Raw genomic sequence first — 15,523 nt, 5'->3', positions numbered from 1 at the left:
CGGCCCAAGCGCCAGATCGCGGCCCGCCTGCCGGACAAGGCAATGTGAACGCGGCCTTCCCGAAAAAATAGTAAGAGCAGCTCGATTTCGCGGACCGAATCCGTCCGGCCGGCAAACGAAAATACCGATTGGTTTTCCCGTAGTTCAAGAATTAGCCTGAAGGAACAACGATGGAATTTTCTCTCTGGATCGCATTCGCGACCATTTGCGCAGCAAATATCGTGACGCCCGGCCCGGCGATATTGAACACGATCAACCGTTCGATTTCCCTCGGTTTCAACGCGACGCGGCCCACCGTATTCGGCAATGCGCTGGGACTTGCCGCAGGCGCGATCCTTTGTGGCGCCGGCGTCGCATCTTTCGTCCTGGCTTCGGAAGTGTTGTGGGCGATCTTTCGATGGGCCGGTATCGGCTACCTTGCCTATCTGGGCCTCAAGTTGCTTTTCAAGCGGGAGAAAATCGACCTTTCAATGGCTGCGCCTGATTCAAGCGCGTCGCCCTTGCGCCTCTTCGTCGAAGCGTTTCTTCTCGCCGTCATGAACCCGAAGGCGGTGCTTTTCTTTGTGGCCGTGTTTCCGCAATTCATGCGGCCCGATCAAGCGTTTCTGCCGCAGATTTCCGTTTTCGTCCTGACGTATTGCGCCTTGTCGATCTGTTCCTTGACGACATACGCATTCGCGGCTTCGGCGCTTCGAACACGCTTCCTTACGCAGGCGCGCTACGACGTATTCAGGAAGCTTTCCGGACTGTTGCTTCTTGGAATTGCCGGGCGGCTGGCGGTTTCTCCAAGGTAGCCAACATCTTGGCTGCCGCCGGAAGGCGGGATAACGTCCTGCTCGAGCATAAGACCATAAACGGGAGGGTGCGTCCGTGAAGACCGAGCGCTATGAAATCCGCGACGAGCGTTTCAGGAGAAGTATCAAGCTTGCCGAGCCTGTCGAGCAGATCTGGTCTGACGGACAATGGACGGAAGGCCCGGTCTATTCGCCTGCCTTTCGCTCGCTGATCTGGAGCGACATCCCCAACGACCGGCGCCTCCGGTGGGACGAACTGACGGGAGCCGTCGGCGATCTTCGAAGCGGGCTCGGCTGCTATACGAACGGAAGCACCCTCGACCGGCAGGGGCGCATCGTCGCCTGCGAGCACGGCACGCGCACGGTAACGCGTATCGAGCACGACGGTACGGTGACGACGCTTGCAAGCCGTTACCAGGGAAAGCGCTTCAACAGCCCGAACGACGTGGTCGTGAAATCCGACGGTTCGATCTGGTTCACAGACCCGGCCTATGGCATCGAATCCGACTATGAAGGCTTCCAGGCGGAGCCGGAACAGGACGGCGAGCATGTCTACCGTATCGACCCGGCAAGCGGTGAGATAACGCGGGTTACCCACGATTTCGCCTGCCCGAACGGACTTGCCTTTTCCTTGGATGAAAAGACGCTCTACATCGCGGATTCCGGAGGGACGCGCTACGCAAGCGGCGAGCACCACATCCGCAAGTTCGCCGTCGGCGACGACGGCAAGCTTTCGGGCGGAGAGGTTTTCGCCGAGTGCGAGGAGGGCGTCTTCGACGGCTTCCGCCTCGACAACCAGGGCCGCATCTGGACGAGCGCGGCAAACGGGGTGCACTGCATCCACCCCGACGGGACGCTAATCGGCAAGATATTCGTACCCGAAATCGTCTCCAACGTCTGCTTCGGCGGGCCGAAGGGGAACCGGCTTTTCATCACAGCATCGAAGAGCGTCTATACCGTGCGGCTTTGCACGACCGGCGCGAAGACCTTCTGACGTTCGAGAAAACGCGGGTGAGGCGGCACTGCATCGTCATCGGCGGCGGGATCATGGGCGCAAGTGCCGCCTATCATCTGGCCCGAGCCGGCGCCCGCGTCACTGTGCTTGAAAAAGGCGAAGAACCGGCGCCCGGCGTGACCCGGCACGCTTTCGGCTGGATCAACCTGATCAATCTGCCACCCGATGCGACGCTGGAGCTTTACCGTTTTCGAAATGAAGCGGTCCAGGGATACAGGGGGCTTGATGGGGAACTCGGCGGCAAGCTGGGCCTGCGGTGGTGCGGATCGCTCGTCTGGAAAGATACGGCGGAGAAAACCGAGCGCTTGTTCCGGGAGCACATGACGGCGGGCAACAGGGTCGAGCTTGCAGGGCCTGAACGCATCGTCGAACTCGAGCCGGGACTTGAGGCCATACCCGATTGTGCGGTCCATTCTCCCGACGAGGCGGTGGCCGATCCGCTGCACGTCACGAAAACGCTTCTAGACGCCGCGCGGGAGCGCGGAGCGGAAATCCGCTTTTGCACCGAGGTGGAAGCGATTGAAACCCTGGGCGGCAGCGTATCCGGAGTGAGAGCGGGCGAAGGTTTTATCGAGACCGATGCAGTGATCGTGACCGCAGGAGCGAGGGCGAAGGCGCTTCTTCAGCCGCTCGGCATCGATCCCGGCTTAAGCACATCGCCTGCCGTACTGCTGCGGTTCAAGGCGGAAAACGCATTCGTGCGCGGCGTCGTGTCCAACCCGGATCTCGAGGTGCGCCAAGGCGCGGGAAACGAGGTTCTCGTCGCCGAAGATTATTCGGAGGCCGAAGACCAGGCGGAAGTGCGGAATAAGGTGCTGGCAAGCATTCGGGACCGATTTTCAGGAACGGGAGCTATCCAATCCGTTTCACTGACGGTCGGCCAGCGTCCGATGCCTGACGACGGAATGCCGATCGTTGGACGGGCGTGGGAGATCGATGGCCTCTTTTTGGCCGTCGCGCACGCAGGGTTGATCCTGGGCCCGTTGGCCGGGAAGCTGCTGACGCGTGAAATAATGGAAGATGCAGCGGCTGCGATACCGACATCGATTTCGGCGAAGCGACGAATGCGCTTCCAGGGTGAAGGTTGAAGACCTTGCCGGCGGTTTGGGGCGAGGGGCGCTGCGTGTTAAAACTCTGTCCTCCATCCGATGGGCACTCATGGGAATGCCGATTGGATGACAAGTATTTGTTGCGAATGCCGTATGGGTTGCCGGGTCAAGCCCGGCAATGACGAACGGAAGGGAGAAAGCGCCAATCTCCAATCCATCGGCATGAACGCACGACCATGCCGCACAGGAGGGGGTAACGATGCCGGCCAATCCCGTTTTCCGACGTATCGCCGGAAGCTGCGTCATGGCCGGCTTTATCTGCGGAACTGTCTTCATCGCCGATGCGAATGCCGCTGACCTGACCGTGGTGACATGGGGCGGGACCTACGCCAGAAGCCAACAGGAAGCCTATGGCAAGCCTTTCGAGGAAAAGACCGGCAAGACGATCCGCTGGGTGAACTACAATGGGGGGCTTGCCGATATCCGTGCGCAGGTGAAGAGCGGCGACGTGATATGGGACGTTGTCGATGTTTTCCCGAGCGATGCCCGCAAGGGATGCGCCGAAGGTCTGTTCGAGAAGCTGCCGGAAGAAGTGGTAACGGCGCCGGATGAGAGTGGGACCGCCGAAGGCGACCTGATCGTACCGCGTCCGAACGATTGCGTTTCTCCGAACATCATCTGGTCATGGGTGACGTTCTACGAAAGGGGCAAATTTGGAGATGAAGGCCCGAAGACCATTTCCGATTTCTTCGATCTGGAGCGCTTCCCCGGCAAACGGGGCCTAAGCGTTTTCGCGCAATCGAACCTGGAAATGGCGCTCGTAGCCGACGGCGTGGCGCCGGGTGACGTCTATGACGTGCTGTCCACCGACGAAGGGCTGGACCGCGCGTTTGCCAAGCTCGAGAGCCTTGGCGACCAGGTCGTTTTCTGGTCGGCTGGGACGGAACCGCTGGAACTGGTCAATTCTGGCAAGGCCGCGGTCTCGACCGGCTACAATGGACGGGTGAGCGAGGCTATCCTGGCGCATGGCGCGGACTACGAGATCGTCTGGGACGGCCAACTGCTGGAAGAGGAATGGTTCGCGATCGTCAAGGGCGCCCCGAACAGGGAGGCCGCATTCGAGTTCCTGAAAATCAGCACCACACCGCAAGCACAGGCCGAACAGGCCCGGTGGATCCCGTACGGTCCGATGCGCCGGTCGGCATTGAAGATTATTCGCGAGAACGAGCCCTGGTTCCACTCTGGCCAGACCGTCATGGAACACATGCCGGACCGCGAGGAGGTTATGGCGCGCACCATTATCGCCAATCCGGACTGGTGGGCGGAAAACGGGACCGACGCTTCCGAGCGCTACAAGGCATGGATGGAAAGCCGCTGACGGGCTGTTGCGTACTTTAACAAATTCCCCAAGGTTAAGTCGGATGGATTTTTCCTCGGGGTTTCATGGACGAGGCAAATACTCAACGCCGGCTTTCCGCAATCGTGGTCATGGACGTGGCCGGATACAGCCGGCTTATGGCCCGGGACGAGGCCGGAACATTCAAGCGCCTCACCGACACGCATGACAAGACCATTCGGCCGCTGACCGGAAAGCACCATGGCCGTGTCGTCAAGCGCATGGGCGATGGATTTCTGCTCGAGTTTGCCAGCATCGTCGATGCGGTGGCGTTCGCGCTGGCCGTTCAGGAAAAACTGGCGCAAGCCAACGGGCAGCGGGCGGACGGCGAGAAGCTCGTATTCCGGGTCGGAATCAACTTCGGAGACGTGATCGGCGAGGGGTCGGACATCTATGGCGACGGCGTGAACATCGCCGCGCGCCTGGAGCCGCTGGCACCGCCGGGCGGCATCTGCATATCGGCCAAGGTCGAGGAGGAAATCCGGGGCAAGATCGACACTTCCTTCGAGCCGATGGGCGCACAGACGCTCAAGAACATTCCCGTTCCGGTCGAAACCTATGCCATGCGTATCGACCCTTCGGCTCCACCCGTTGCAAAGCCGCGAAAGAGGTGGCTTTCGGTTGCCGGAGCGTCGGTTGCTCTGCTTTTGGCTGCTGCAGGTGGCGCATACATCTATCGGTCGGCCGGCACGCAAGTCGCCGAGCCGGCAAGGGAAGAGCGCATGGCGCATCCCTTGCCCGACAAACCGTCGATCGCCGTGCTTCCCTTCAAGAACATGAGTGCGCAAGAAGAGGCCGGATGGTTCGCCGACGGCGTTACCGAAGACCTGATCACCGATCTTTCCAAGGTCAGCGGGCTTTTCGTGATCTCGCGAAATTCTTCCTTCACCTTCAAGGGCAAGGAAACTTCCACCAGGCAAGCGGCGGAAGCGCTTGGCGTCAGATATGTTCTTGAAGGAAGCGTGCGACGGGCCGGAAGCGAGGTGCGTATCAACGCGCAACTCGTGGAGGCGACGACGGGGGGCGCGGTCTGGGCCGAACGCTACGACGGCGAGGCCGATGCCGTTTTCGACCTGCAGGACGAGATAACCTCACGCATCATCGCCGAGCTTACGAACCGCCTTCTGCCGGGCGAAGGCGAGGTTTCGCCGCGCGAGGAAACGGAAAATCCAGCCGCGTATGATGCCTATCTCCGGGGTCTTGCGCTTTACCGCAGGGGCGGGCCGCAGGACTACGCGGCCGCGGCCAGGGCGTTTACGCGTGCAATGGACCTCGACCCCGGCTATGAGCGCCCGCGCACGGCACTTGCCAAGACATATGCTCAGGCTGCCTTTGGCGTGCAGGCCTATGCCGACGCCCTCGACCTGCACTGGTCGGATGCGCTTGCCCGTTCCTGGGCGCTTTTGACGCGAGAAGGCGCAACGGCGAATGAAGATGCTCACGTAATACGGTCCTGGCTTGCGCTCAGGAAACATCAGCATGACCGCGCGATCGCCGAGGCAAGCGAGGCGCTGAAGCAAAGTCCCAACGACAGCGACGCCATGGAGGCGCTGGCGGAGGCCGAAATCTACGCCGGACAGGCGGAAACAGGGCATGCCACAGCAGAGGAGGCGTTGCGGCAGAACCCCGCGGCACCTGCCAAGGCGCATTTCCTGACCGGGCTGGCCGAATATGCGCTCGGCAATGCGGAAGCTTCTCTCAAGGCGCTGGACCGGGCAATTTCAACCGCGCCGGAGCGGCGTTCGGAGTTCGATGGTATCCGCGCAGCCGCGCTTGCGGAACTTGGGCGAACGAAGGATGCGCAAGAAGCTTTCGAGACGTTTTCGCGTGGTTATCTCGACCGGCCGGCGATGTCGTGGACCGTGCGCCCGCAAGCCTTTCGCAATCCGCGATTCCACACATGGCGGAACATTGATCTGGCCTGGGCCGTCTTTACCCATCCCTTCCGCGACCCGCTCGTGCAGGAGCGTTTCGCCGCTTCATTGCGGGCCGCAGGCGCGCCGGCTGGCCTAGGGGGCTATCTTTCGCTCAATCGCGGTAACAGGCTCAAAGGCGTGGAGATCAGGGACGTCCTGTTCGGGAAGGAGATTTCCGGCAGCGATTTCTGGCTCGCCGAGAACGAATGGCGCCAGAAAAGGACGGAAGGCGGGCAAGTAACGCACTACGGCGTGCCGATCCACGTCGGGCCGCCAACGGCGGATACGGGCGAGGGGGCGATACGCGACGACCTTCTTTGCGAAAGCTGGCAGCTTGAAGAACAGCGGGTGGAAATCTGCTCGACCGTTTACCGGATGTTCGACGCGCGCTCGCGCGCCCGCTGGGGCGACTACGTGATGGTGACGGACATCGGCCCGTTTCCGTTTTCCGTGGTCGAATGAAAACGCTCGGGAAAGCGCTCTATTGCTTCTTTCCGCCGACGCTGTCCCACCAGACCAGGATCAGGTTGACCGCGCCGAAGACAAGGATAATGCCGAAGGACACAGCGCCGAAGGCTTTTGCGCTCAGGCCCGTCGGATTGCCGAACAGCAGGAAGGGAATGCTGATCAAGGCGATCAACATGATTGCGGCGGTCAGCTTGTCTTTCAGGGACATGGCCCATACCTCCACAACCGTGCTTCGTCTTACGGCGTTGCCATAATGTGCCCAGAGTATATTACGTAGAGTTTTTTAAAGAAGAAGCATCTTTCCGGATATTCATGAATTCCGGGGCAAATAATTCAAAATTTCCAATGTTCTGATATGATGTTGTTTTCCGCCGTCGCGCAGTTCGCGCGGCAAAGAACAGCCGGGATGGGAAATGTGTCAGCGTAGACCATTATCCCGAGAGACAGTATTCAACCGATGGGCATGCGCCTCTCGATATGGTCTTGTCTGGCTTGCCGCCATCGCGTGGCTTGTCTTATCCGCCGATAACGCCCTTGCGAAGCGCGTCGCGCTCGTCATCGGCAACTCCGCATACACCAACGTCGCAACGCTGAAGAACCCGGCGAACGACGCGCGCCTGATTTCGGACAAGCTGGGGGAGGCGGGCTTCGAGGTGACGACCGTCATCGATGCCGACCTCAGGTCGATGAAGCGGGCGATGATCCAGTTCGGGCGGGACATCCGCGCGCAAACGGAGGCAAGCGTCTTCTACTACGCGGGCCACGGCGTGCAGGTGCGCGGCGAAAACTACCTGCTGCCGGTTACCGCGAACATCAGCGCGCAAGACGAGATCGACCTTGAGGCAATCAACATCAACCTGTTCCTGCGGCTGATGGAATCCTCCCAAAGCGGGGTGAATATCGTCATCCTCGATTCCTGCCGCAACAACCCGTTCGCGAGCCTTTCGCGTTCGGTTTCGCGCGGTCTGGCCCCGGTGCTCGCGCCAAGGGGAACCTACATCGCCTATTCCACCGCGCCGGGCGATATCGCCCTCGACGGGGAGGGCCAAAACAGCCACTACACGAAGGCTCTTGCCGAAACGATCACGACGCCGGGCCTCGAAATCGCCCGCGTTTTCCGCGATGTGCGCCGCAAGGTCGTGGAGGCGACCGGCGAACGGCAAGTGCCGTGGGAAAGCAGCTCGATCATCGGCGAGTTCTATTTCATGCCGCCGCAACCGGCGCCTGCGCCGGAGGTTTCTTCCGGCGACAACCAGCCGGGCGTTGCAGACCCTTACGTGAAGGCGGCCAGGGAATGGCAGGCACTGGAGGCTTCAGGCGACCGCGCCGCCCTTCGCGCCTTCGTGGAGCAATATAAAGGCAATCCCTTCGCATCGCTCGCCGCCGCACGGCTGAAGGAACTTGGTCCGGGAAGCGTGGATACCCAGCCTCAAGTGAAGGCGTCCGCTTCGCAAAGCCAAGTCCCGCAACCGCGAAAGGAAGAAATGAAGGTAGCCGCGCTGCCCAAAGAGACGATAGCCTCTCGGTTGCTTGAGGATATGCCGGACGAAAGCGAGCCGAGCGAACCGTCCACGGAACCAGCCGAGCGAGCCTATAAAATCGCCAAACGGATCGACACGCCGCGAAGCTGGCAGCTTTTCTACCGCAAATACGGTGCGCACAGGAAATACGGTCCGCTGGCGCTGGCCACAATCAAGACGGGCGACCAAGCGCGATCGATCGCCACCGATGAAGAGGCGGTGGAGGCAATACTTGCCCTGGACCGGACGCAGCGCCTCAATGTGCAAAAACGCCTTGCGGCGCGCGGTCACCCCGTGGGCGCGCTGGACGGTATCATCGGGCCGAATACCCGACGGGCGATCGCGCGCTACCAGCGCGACCTCGGGATCAAGCAGACCGGCTTTTTGAGCCTGTCTTTCCTGAGGCGGCTGGGGGCTTCTCCTTCGCCGGATGGGGGCGAAGACTTCGTCAGTTCGCAAAAGGCGAAAATAATTTCCTCGAATGACCTTGAGGCACTGGGGGAAGATAAAAAGATTGTCGATGCCATCCGGTGTCTTGGCCTGAACTATGTGATCTACGGGAGATATCAGAACAAGCTTTATATTGCCGTCATTCGCGGGATGAACGGCGGTTACATCAAGATGTTGGCGGAAAAATGCGGCGGGTATCTGGTGGCGATCAATTCGCGGGCCGAAAGCCGCTTCGTCTACGATCTCGTCGCGAACGAAGACAGGTTTTTCACCTATCAATACTTCGACGGACAATCCTTCAAGCACGGACCGATGATCGGCCTCGTCCAGGATCCGAAGGCGAAGGAGCCTCGTGGCGGATGGCGATGGGCGAACGGCGACAAGATCACATATTCCAACTGGTCGCCCGGCAATCCTGACGATTTCCGGTCGCGGCAGGATTATTCCAGCTTCTTCCTGGTGGTCCGCGGCAAGAAGGATCTACGAAAGGCGCGGGCCGACAGATGGGACGACACCAGCGGCACCGGCAGCGGTTTCATCATGGAGTTGGATTGAGCGTTTCCCTGCCGCCGAAATCGCTTCGGCTTCGCCAGGAAATGCTCAGGAACGGGAGCGCGCGATTGCGGCATCAAGGCGTCTTGCGAACGGCGGGGAGTATCTTGATGGCGGCGCTTGCCTGCCTGATCGCAGCCGAGGCATTCGCCGCCGAGTTCGTCGTCACCCGGACGAAGGGCACGGGCCTTCCCGAGCGGGGCGCTATAGTGGAGGAAACACGGGAAATCGATCTCTTTCCAGGCGAATATATCGCTCTACTGTCGCAAGGCGGGAAGACGATCCAAATCGAGGGGCCGTTCAGCGGGCGTATCGAGGATCACGCAGGCGGAGGGAAGGATGAGGCAACGGGCGAAGGAACGTCCGCGCTCAAGGAAATATCCGCCTTCCTCAAGAGCGACAGGCTCGACACGCAGATCCTCGGTTCGTCGCGGGCGTTCGGCGGTATTGCCGGGCAAGCGGATCCGCGAACCGTCTGGGAACCGAGCGTATCAAAGCCCGGAACATACTGCGTGAAGCGCGAGAACCCGCAGGTGCGCCTGCCGGCGTTCAACGGCAGGGTGCGTATCACGCTCGTCGGCCAGGGCGGTGCGTTATATGAAATCGACCCGCCAGCAGGAGATGAGGTGGTCAGCCTGCCGGAAGAGGCGCTCGAAAACGGGGAACTTTTAACGCTCGTCTTCAGCGATCGTCCCGGGCGCTTCGAAATCAAGGTCGTCGAAGAGACGTTCCGCAACCGCACGGAGGAAATTGCCCGGCTTATCGCAGGGCGGTGCCATGCGCAGGCCGCCCGCTTCTTTTGACACGCCGCATTCAACCGCCGTTCACGAAACGCTCAAGCAGGAAGCCGACGCACCAGGCTATGCCGGCCGCGGTCATGCCTATGACGAAGGTCTCAACGGCGGATGTTAGCCAGTGTTGCGTTGACCAGACGGACTTTGCGGCCCCGATCATGAGGAATACGAGACCGGTGAGAAGGGTTGCGATCATGGCCGTATCGACAACGCCGAATGCGAAAGGAAGAAGCGGTACGCATCCGCAGATGACGAAAGCCGAAAAGGTGGCAAGGGCAGCCTTGACTGGATGGCGCAGCACGGGCGAAACGCCATGCTCTTCCTCCAGCATGGTATCGAGCCAGACCTGACGCCTGGAGGTGATCAAGGAGACGATGCGGCTCAGGTCACCCGCCGAATAACCCTTTCGGGAGTATATCTGGCGGACCTCCTCGCGCTCGCCCTCCGGCACCGTATCGATATGGCGCTCCTCCATCCTGCGCAGGCGGCGATAATCATCCCGCTCCGCCTTGGTGCCCGAATAATTGGCGGCTGCCATCGAAAAACCGTCGGCCAGAAGATTGGCGACGCCGAGCACGATGGCGACACCAGAGGAAAGATCGGCCCCGACCACGCCGGCGACAATCGCGAAGGTGGTGACCGCACCGTCGATGCCGCCGTAGATCCAGTCGCGCAGGTAGTTGACCCTCGGGCCGCCCTCAAGCCTTCTGGCGATCGCCTCCGGGTCGTGCTCGTGTTCAAGGCGCATGGAAGAATCGTCCTAACGCAGAGAAATAAATAATCGCAGCGTAGACGAAGAAATGCCAACCCGGCTTATGGCCACAGGGGGCCCATGCGTGTATAACCCCGCGCACGCTTGTTGCGGGCAATATTCCGAAAGCGTGCTGACCATGCGAGAAAGGGTCGAGAAAGCGGCGGTCGTTACGCGCAACGAACGACCGCGCGACATGACTTAGGAGTTGGAAAAATGGCGGAGAAATGGACACCGGAATCCTGGCGGTCGAAGACGATCGTGCAGGTGCCGGAGTATCCGGATCAAGAGGCTCTGGCGGATGTTGAACATCGCCTGTCGACCTATCCGCCCCTCGTTTTTGCAGGCGAGGCGAGGAAGCTGAAAGCACAGCTCGCCGAAGTCGCGGAAGGACGCGGTTTTCTGCTCCAGGGCGGCGACTGCGCCGAAAGCTTCGCAGAACACCACGCCGACCATATTCGCGACTTTTTCCGCGTCTTCCTGCAGATGGCGGTGGTTCTGACTTATGCCGCCTCGCAGCCGGTGGTGAAGGTCGGGCGCATTGCCGGACAGTTCGCCAAGCCACGATCCTCCAACATCGAAAAGCAGGGCGATCTGGAACTGCCGAGCTACCGTGGCGACATCATCAACGACATCGCCTTTACGCCGGAAAGCCGGATTCCCGATCCGAACCGGCAGGTGATGGCCTATCGCCAATCGGCGGCGACGCTGAACCTCTTGCGCGCTTTCGCGCAAGGCGGGTTCGCGAACCTCGACCACGTGCACCGCTGGATGCTCGGTTTCGTCAAGGACAGCCCGCAGAACCACCGCTATCAGGTGCTCGCCGACCGCATATCCGAGGCGCTTTCCTTCATGCGTGCGTGCGGTATCGACCCCGACAGCGCGCCGCAGCTGCGGTCCACCGATTTCTTCACGAGCCATGAGGCACTGCTGCTCGGCTACGAGCAGGCCCTGACGCGCGTGGATTCCACCTCCGGCGACTGGTACGCGACCTCGGGCCATATGATCTGGATCGGCGACCGCACCCGCCAGCCGGACCATGCCCATGTGGAGTTCTTCCGCGGCATCAAGAACCCGATTGGCCTGAAGTGCGGCCCTTCACTCAAGCCCGACGGACTGCTTGAGCTTATCGACATCCTGAACCCGGACAATGAGGCCGGCCGGCTGACGCTGATCTGCCGTTTCGGCGCGGACAAGGTGTTCGAGCACCTGCCGGGCCTTGTGCGGGCCGTGGAACGCGAGGGCAAGAAGGTCGTGTGGTCGTGCGACCCGATGCACGGCAACACGATCACCGCGAATGCCTACAAGACGCGGCCATTCGAGCGCATCCTAAAGGAGGTCGAGGCCTTCTTCGCCGTTCACCGTGCGGAGGGAACGCATGCCGGCGGCATCCACGTCGAGATGACCGGCAAGAACGTGACCGAATGCACGGGTGGTGCGCGCGCGCTGACGGCGGACGACCTTGCGGACCGCTACCACACGCATTGCGACCCGCGCCTCAACGCGGAACAAGCGCTGGAACTCGCCTTCCTGATCGCCGAAAACCTGAAGAAGGAACGCGACGAGCGCGGCGCGGAGCGGGAAGCGGCAAGCGCCTGATAAAAGACGCGATTTGACGGAGAAATCCGGATTGGCCTGCGCCCTGGCGAAAACGCCGGGGCGCAGGTTTTTTTTATTGTCTGTGCAAGGCGGAGGTGATCAAGCGAGACCGCGTAAGGGGGGCGTTCGGGAAGCCGTCAACTCTGTGTTTTTCCAGATGGTAATTTTGCCGAGTCAATTTAACCGCCCATACATCTCTGCCTGAATATAAACCTGTACTTGCATAAAAATTCTTGCACTTTTGACGGGAAAAGATTCATGAAAACCATTGGCTTGCGGATGAAACTCGCACTCCTCGCCGGGGTCGGTCTGTTGGGACTGGTAATTGTAGGCCTGATCGGCTGGGTTACGATCCAAAACTTCAGCGACACGGCGCGTGCGGCGCTCAAGGCGGAAAAAGCAAGCGAAACACTTCTGTCGCTGGACAAGCATGTAGCCGGGAGTGCATCGCTGCTCGAAAAGTTCCTTCTGGCGCCCAGCGAGGAAGCCGTAACCCGCATCGAAGCCCGTCTGTCGCTTGCGGAACGCGAACTTGGCAAGCTGATGGGTGCGGATTACGAGCTCGATGGCGGTGTGATGGCGGACATTGAGAACGCCTTGCGTGTTCTTTCGTCGAACGCTTTCGCGACAATCAACCTGCAGAAGGAACTTGGTTTCGACGAGAATGCCGGCCTGCAGGGCGCGCTGCGCACTGCGGTTCATGAAATCGAGGAAAAGATCGAGGAAGTCGGCACCGGCGGTTCGAGTACGGTGGAGCTGGATCCTCTGCGCGTGAAGATGCTGCAAATGCGCCGGCATGAGAAAGATTTCATCCTGCGTGGAGATGAAAAATACATCGGCCGCCTCGACAAGCGGGTGGACGAGTTCCTCACGCTATTGAAGGCGAACAGCTTCGATGAGGGCGCAAAAGCCGATATCAGGTCTTACCTGCTGAAATATCAGGAGCGATTCAAGGCATGGGCGGAAAGGAAGCAGGCGCTTTCTTCCGCTGTGGACACATTTCACGCAAGCCAGGAACTGATGAGTGAAATGCTCGCGAAATCAGAAGCCCGCGCCACGGAAATCGTTTCCGCTTCCACGATAGAACTCGATGAAACCCATGCGCGTTCTTCCTTGTTGATTGTCGTTTCCGGCGTGATCATTGCGCTGGCGAGCGCGGCCCTTGCATTTTTCATCGCGCGGTCGATCGCAACTCCCCTCTGCCACATCGCCGCAGGAATGACGGAAATTACGGAAGGCAACCTTGCAGCGGATCTTCCGGTTCTCAACTCCGGCGACGAACTGCAAGCACTTGCCGAAGCCGCTGCCGATTACAGAAAAAGCGCTGCCGCGCAAGCGGAGTTGCAGGAGTCCAGCCGCACCAGTCACGAAAAAACCCTTGCCGACCGCGATCGGCTGGAAGGCGCCATTGCGGCGTTCAGGGACCGGATCACGCAGATTGCGGCGACGCTCACGCGTCAGACCGACACCATGCGCAATTCTTCCAAGGCCCTGATCTCGATATCCGGGACTGCCTCAAGGGAAACCGAATCCGCGAAAAGGGCGGCCGAAAGCTCGTCTCGGAGCCTGGAGGGCGTCGCGGTAACGACGCAGCAATTGGCGGCCTCCGTCCAGGATATCGCAGGCCAGGCAGGCAAGGCGAGCTCGGCGATATCGAAGGCTGCCGACGTTTCCCGCTCGGCTGCCGAAGACGTCACGAATCTTTCGAACGCCGCCGAGCGGATCGGCGCCGTCGTCAGCCTGATTTCCGACATCGCGGCGCAAACGGATCTTCTGGCGCTGAACGCAACAATCGAAGCCGCCCGCGCCGGCGAAGCGGGCAAGGGTTTTGCCGTGGTTGCAACGGAAGTCAAGGAACTGGCGACGCAGACTTCGAAGGCGACCGAGGAGATTTCAGGCCAGATCCAGGCGATCCAGGCATCTACGGAATTGGCGGTCAAGGCTATAAAGGCGATCCACGAGACCATCGATGATGTCGACGGGCTTTCCGCGGGCATTTCAGCCTCTGTCAGGGAGCAGGAAGCGGCGACGCAGGAAATCGCCGACCGAATTGGCGGAGCGGCAAGCGGGGCAGGGCAGATCACGGAAAATGTCGACACGGTGGAAAGGACGATCTCCGAGAACAATCGCGAGGCGGCAAATGTCGATGAGGCGGCCAACGACCTCACCCGGCTTGCAGGGGAACTCGATGATACCCTCCACGGGTTCCTTGCATCGGTGAATGCAGGCGTGGCCGCCGCATAGCCCTCCTTCCGACGCGGGCCGATTTCGTGATCGGTCCGTTCACCGCAATGCGTCTCCCGGAAGTGGCGAAGGTATCCTATCCTGTAAGGCAAGAACGCTGCAGAAGCCTGCGGCGAACAGCCGGGGAGCAGGTATATTGCCCGCCCTATTCGTATCACACGGCGCGCCGGACCTTGCGGTTCTCGATACGCCGGAACGCGGTTTTCTGGAAGGCCTCGCAGCCGACCTGCCGCGTCCGCGCGCGATCGTCAGCGTATCGGCGCACTTCGAGACGACAAGACCCGCCGTCGTCGCCGATCCCGCGCCGGAAACGATCTACGATTTCGGCAATTTCGATCCGCGTTTGTTCGAAATCGTCTATCCGGCGCCGGGTGATCCGCAACTCGCCCAAAGGATCGCGACGGGAATGCGCGAGCAGGGGCAAGCTGTCGACGTGCTGGAACAGCGCGGGTTCGACCACGGGACATGGGTGCCGCTGACGCTTGTCTACCCGCAGGCCGACATTCCGGTCGTCCAGCTTTCCGTTCAGCCGCGCGAGGGACCGGAGCATCATTTGCGCATCGGGCGGATGCTGCGCGACATCCTGTCCGATGACGTGCTTTTGTTCGCGAGCGGCGCATTGACCCACAATCTGCGAGAGCTTTTCAGCGGCGGCATGCCAGCGCTTGATGCACCCGCGCCGGACTGGGTCAACGACTTCGGCGACTGGGTTGGCGATCGGGTGGCGGCAGGCGACGAAGCCGCACTGCTCGACTATCGCGCCCGCGCGCCGCATGCCGCGAGAAACCACCCGACGGACGAGCATCTCTTGCCGATTTTCGTTGCCATGGGATTTGCGGGAGAGGGATGGAACGGCCGCAGGCTTTTCGCAGGACACTCGCGCGGGCTTATCCGGATGGATACGTTCTCTTTCCAATGAGGCATTGAACGCTTCTACAAACCGTCTACAGCCGACCTGCCCGTACGATTGAGTTA

At 60.7% G+C, this 15,523-nt stretch carries 12 protein-coding genes; 10 read left to right on the top strand and 2 right to left on the bottom strand.

Annotation, left to right across the window (positions count from 1 at the left end; translation table 11 throughout):
* Nucleotides 1–170 precede the first annotated feature (170 nt).
* The 5 genes from GR183_RS19550 to GR183_RS19530 all read left to right on the top strand — a co-directional run bounded on the left by GR183_RS19550 (nucleotide 171) and on the right by GR183_RS19530 (nucleotide 6,632).
* A complete protein-coding gene (locus GR183_RS19550) occupies nucleotides 171–794 on the top strand; it encodes a LysE family translocator (RefSeq protein WP_160777349.1) in 624 nt (207 codons plus the stop codon).
* Nucleotides 795–870: 76 nt separating this feature from the next.
* Nucleotides 871–1,788 carry an SMP-30/gluconolactonase/LRE family protein gene (locus tag GR183_RS19545; protein ID WP_160777348.1) on the top strand — a complete coding sequence of 306 codons (918 nt, stop codon included), beginning with the start codon at nucleotides 871–873 and terminating at the stop codon, nucleotides 1,786–1,788.
* Between the two features lie 17 nt (nucleotides 1,789–1,805).
* Nucleotides 1,806–2,897, top strand: coding sequence for an NAD(P)/FAD-dependent oxidoreductase (locus GR183_RS19540; RefSeq protein WP_160777347.1), 1,092 nt, complete (start codon nucleotides 1,806–1,808; stop codon nucleotides 2,895–2,897).
* Between the two features lie 220 nt (nucleotides 2,898–3,117).
* Nucleotides 3,118–4,236, top strand: coding sequence for an ABC transporter substrate-binding protein (locus GR183_RS19535; RefSeq protein ID WP_202396203.1), 1,119 nt, complete (start codon nucleotides 3,118–3,120; stop codon nucleotides 4,234–4,236).
* 65 nt (nucleotides 4,237–4,301) lie between these two features.
* Nucleotides 4,302–6,632 carry an adenylate/guanylate cyclase domain-containing protein gene (locus GR183_RS19530; RefSeq protein WP_160777346.1) on the top strand — a complete coding sequence of 777 codons (2,331 nt, stop codon included), beginning with the start codon at nucleotides 4,302–4,304 and terminating at the stop codon, nucleotides 6,630–6,632.
* Between the two features lie 19 nt (nucleotides 6,633–6,651).
* On the opposite strand, the gene GR183_RS19525 is transcribed toward GR183_RS19530, so the two are convergent.
* Nucleotides 6,652–6,846, bottom strand: coding sequence for a hypothetical protein (locus GR183_RS19525; protein ID WP_160777345.1), 195 nt, complete (start codon nucleotides 6,844–6,846; stop codon nucleotides 6,652–6,654).
* A 205-nt stretch (nucleotides 6,847–7,051) separates the two neighbouring features.
* Here GR183_RS19525 and GR183_RS19520 point away from each other — a divergent pair, with 205 nt between their 5' ends.
* Nucleotides 7,052–9,163, top strand: coding sequence for a caspase family protein (locus GR183_RS19520; RefSeq protein ID WP_160777344.1), 2,112 nt, complete (start codon nucleotides 7,052–7,054; stop codon nucleotides 9,161–9,163).
* A gap of 107 nt (nucleotides 9,164–9,270) precedes the next feature.
* On the top strand, nucleotides 9,271–9,963 hold the full coding sequence (locus tag GR183_RS19515) for a hypothetical protein (RefSeq protein WP_160777343.1): 693 nt from the start codon (nucleotides 9,271–9,273) through the stop codon (nucleotides 9,961–9,963).
* A 10-nt stretch (nucleotides 9,964–9,973) separates the two neighbouring features.
* On the opposite strand, the gene GR183_RS19510 is transcribed toward GR183_RS19515, so the two are convergent.
* Complete coding sequence (locus GR183_RS19510; RefSeq protein WP_160777342.1) at nucleotides 9,974–10,702, bottom strand: VIT1/CCC1 transporter family protein; 729 nt, start codon at nucleotides 10,700–10,702, stop codon at nucleotides 9,974–9,976.
* A 219-nt stretch (nucleotides 10,703–10,921) separates the two neighbouring features.
* Between GR183_RS19510 and GR183_RS19505 the strand changes: the two genes are divergently transcribed.
* The 3 genes from GR183_RS19505 (at nucleotide 10,922) to GR183_RS19495 (ending at nucleotide 15,467) form a co-directional block, all read left to right on the top strand.
* On the top strand, nucleotides 10,922–12,304 hold the full coding sequence (locus GR183_RS19505) for a class II 3-deoxy-7-phosphoheptulonate synthase (protein WP_160777341.1): 1,383 nt from the start codon (nucleotides 10,922–10,924) through the stop codon (nucleotides 12,302–12,304).
* Between the two features lie 258 nt (nucleotides 12,305–12,562).
* Nucleotides 12,563–14,548 (top strand): methyl-accepting chemotaxis protein, encoded by a 1,986-nt coding sequence (locus GR183_RS19500; RefSeq protein ID WP_160777340.1) that lies wholly within the window; start codon nucleotides 12,563–12,565, stop codon nucleotides 14,546–14,548.
* A gap of 136 nt (nucleotides 14,549–14,684) precedes the next feature.
* The gene (locus GR183_RS19495; protein ID WP_202396202.1) at nucleotides 14,685–15,467 is read left to right on the top strand and encodes a DODA-type extradiol aromatic ring-opening family dioxygenase; all 783 of its coding nucleotides are present in this window, start codon (nucleotides 14,685–14,687) and stop codon (nucleotides 15,465–15,467) included.
* The last annotated feature ends 56 nt before the right edge of the window (nucleotides 15,468–15,523 follow it).

The organism is Stappia sediminis (genome assembly GCF_009826895.1).
Taxonomy (GTDB): domain Bacteria; phylum Pseudomonadota; class Alphaproteobacteria; order Rhizobiales; family Stappiaceae; genus Hongsoonwoonella; species Hongsoonwoonella sediminis.
This window is presented reverse-complemented; position numbering and strand designations above follow the sequence as displayed.

Excerpts from the sequence above, each read along its gene's own strand:
- GR183_RS19550 (WP_160777349.1), top strand. The coding sequence starts at position 171 with ATGGAATTTTCTCTCTGGATCGCATTCGCGACCATTTGCGCAGCAAAT.
- GR183_RS19535 (WP_202396203.1), top strand. The coding sequence starts at position 3,118 with ATGCCGGCCAATCCCGTTTTCCGACGTATCGCCGGAAGCTGCGTCATG.
- GR183_RS19530 (WP_160777346.1), top strand. The coding sequence starts at position 4,302 with ATGGACGAGGCAAATACTCAACGCCGGCTTTCCGCAATCGTGGTCATG.
- GR183_RS19525 (WP_160777345.1), bottom strand. The coding sequence starts at position 6,846 with ATGTCCCTGAAAGACAAGCTGACCGCCGCAATCATGTTGATCGCCTTG.
- GR183_RS19520 (WP_160777344.1), top strand. The coding sequence starts at position 7,052 with ATGTGTCAGCGTAGACCATTATCCCGAGAGACAGTATTCAACCGATGG.
- GR183_RS19515 (WP_160777343.1), top strand. The coding sequence starts at position 9,271 with ATGGCGGCGCTTGCCTGCCTGATCGCAGCCGAGGCATTCGCCGCCGAG.
- GR183_RS19510 (WP_160777342.1), bottom strand. The coding sequence starts at position 10,702 with ATGCGCCTTGAACACGAGCACGACCCGGAGGCGATCGCCAGAAGGCTT.
- GR183_RS19505 (WP_160777341.1), top strand. The coding sequence starts at position 10,922 with ATGGCGGAGAAATGGACACCGGAATCCTGGCGGTCGAAGACGATCGTG.
- GR183_RS19500 (WP_160777340.1), top strand. The coding sequence starts at position 12,563 with ATGAAAACCATTGGCTTGCGGATGAAACTCGCACTCCTCGCCGGGGTC.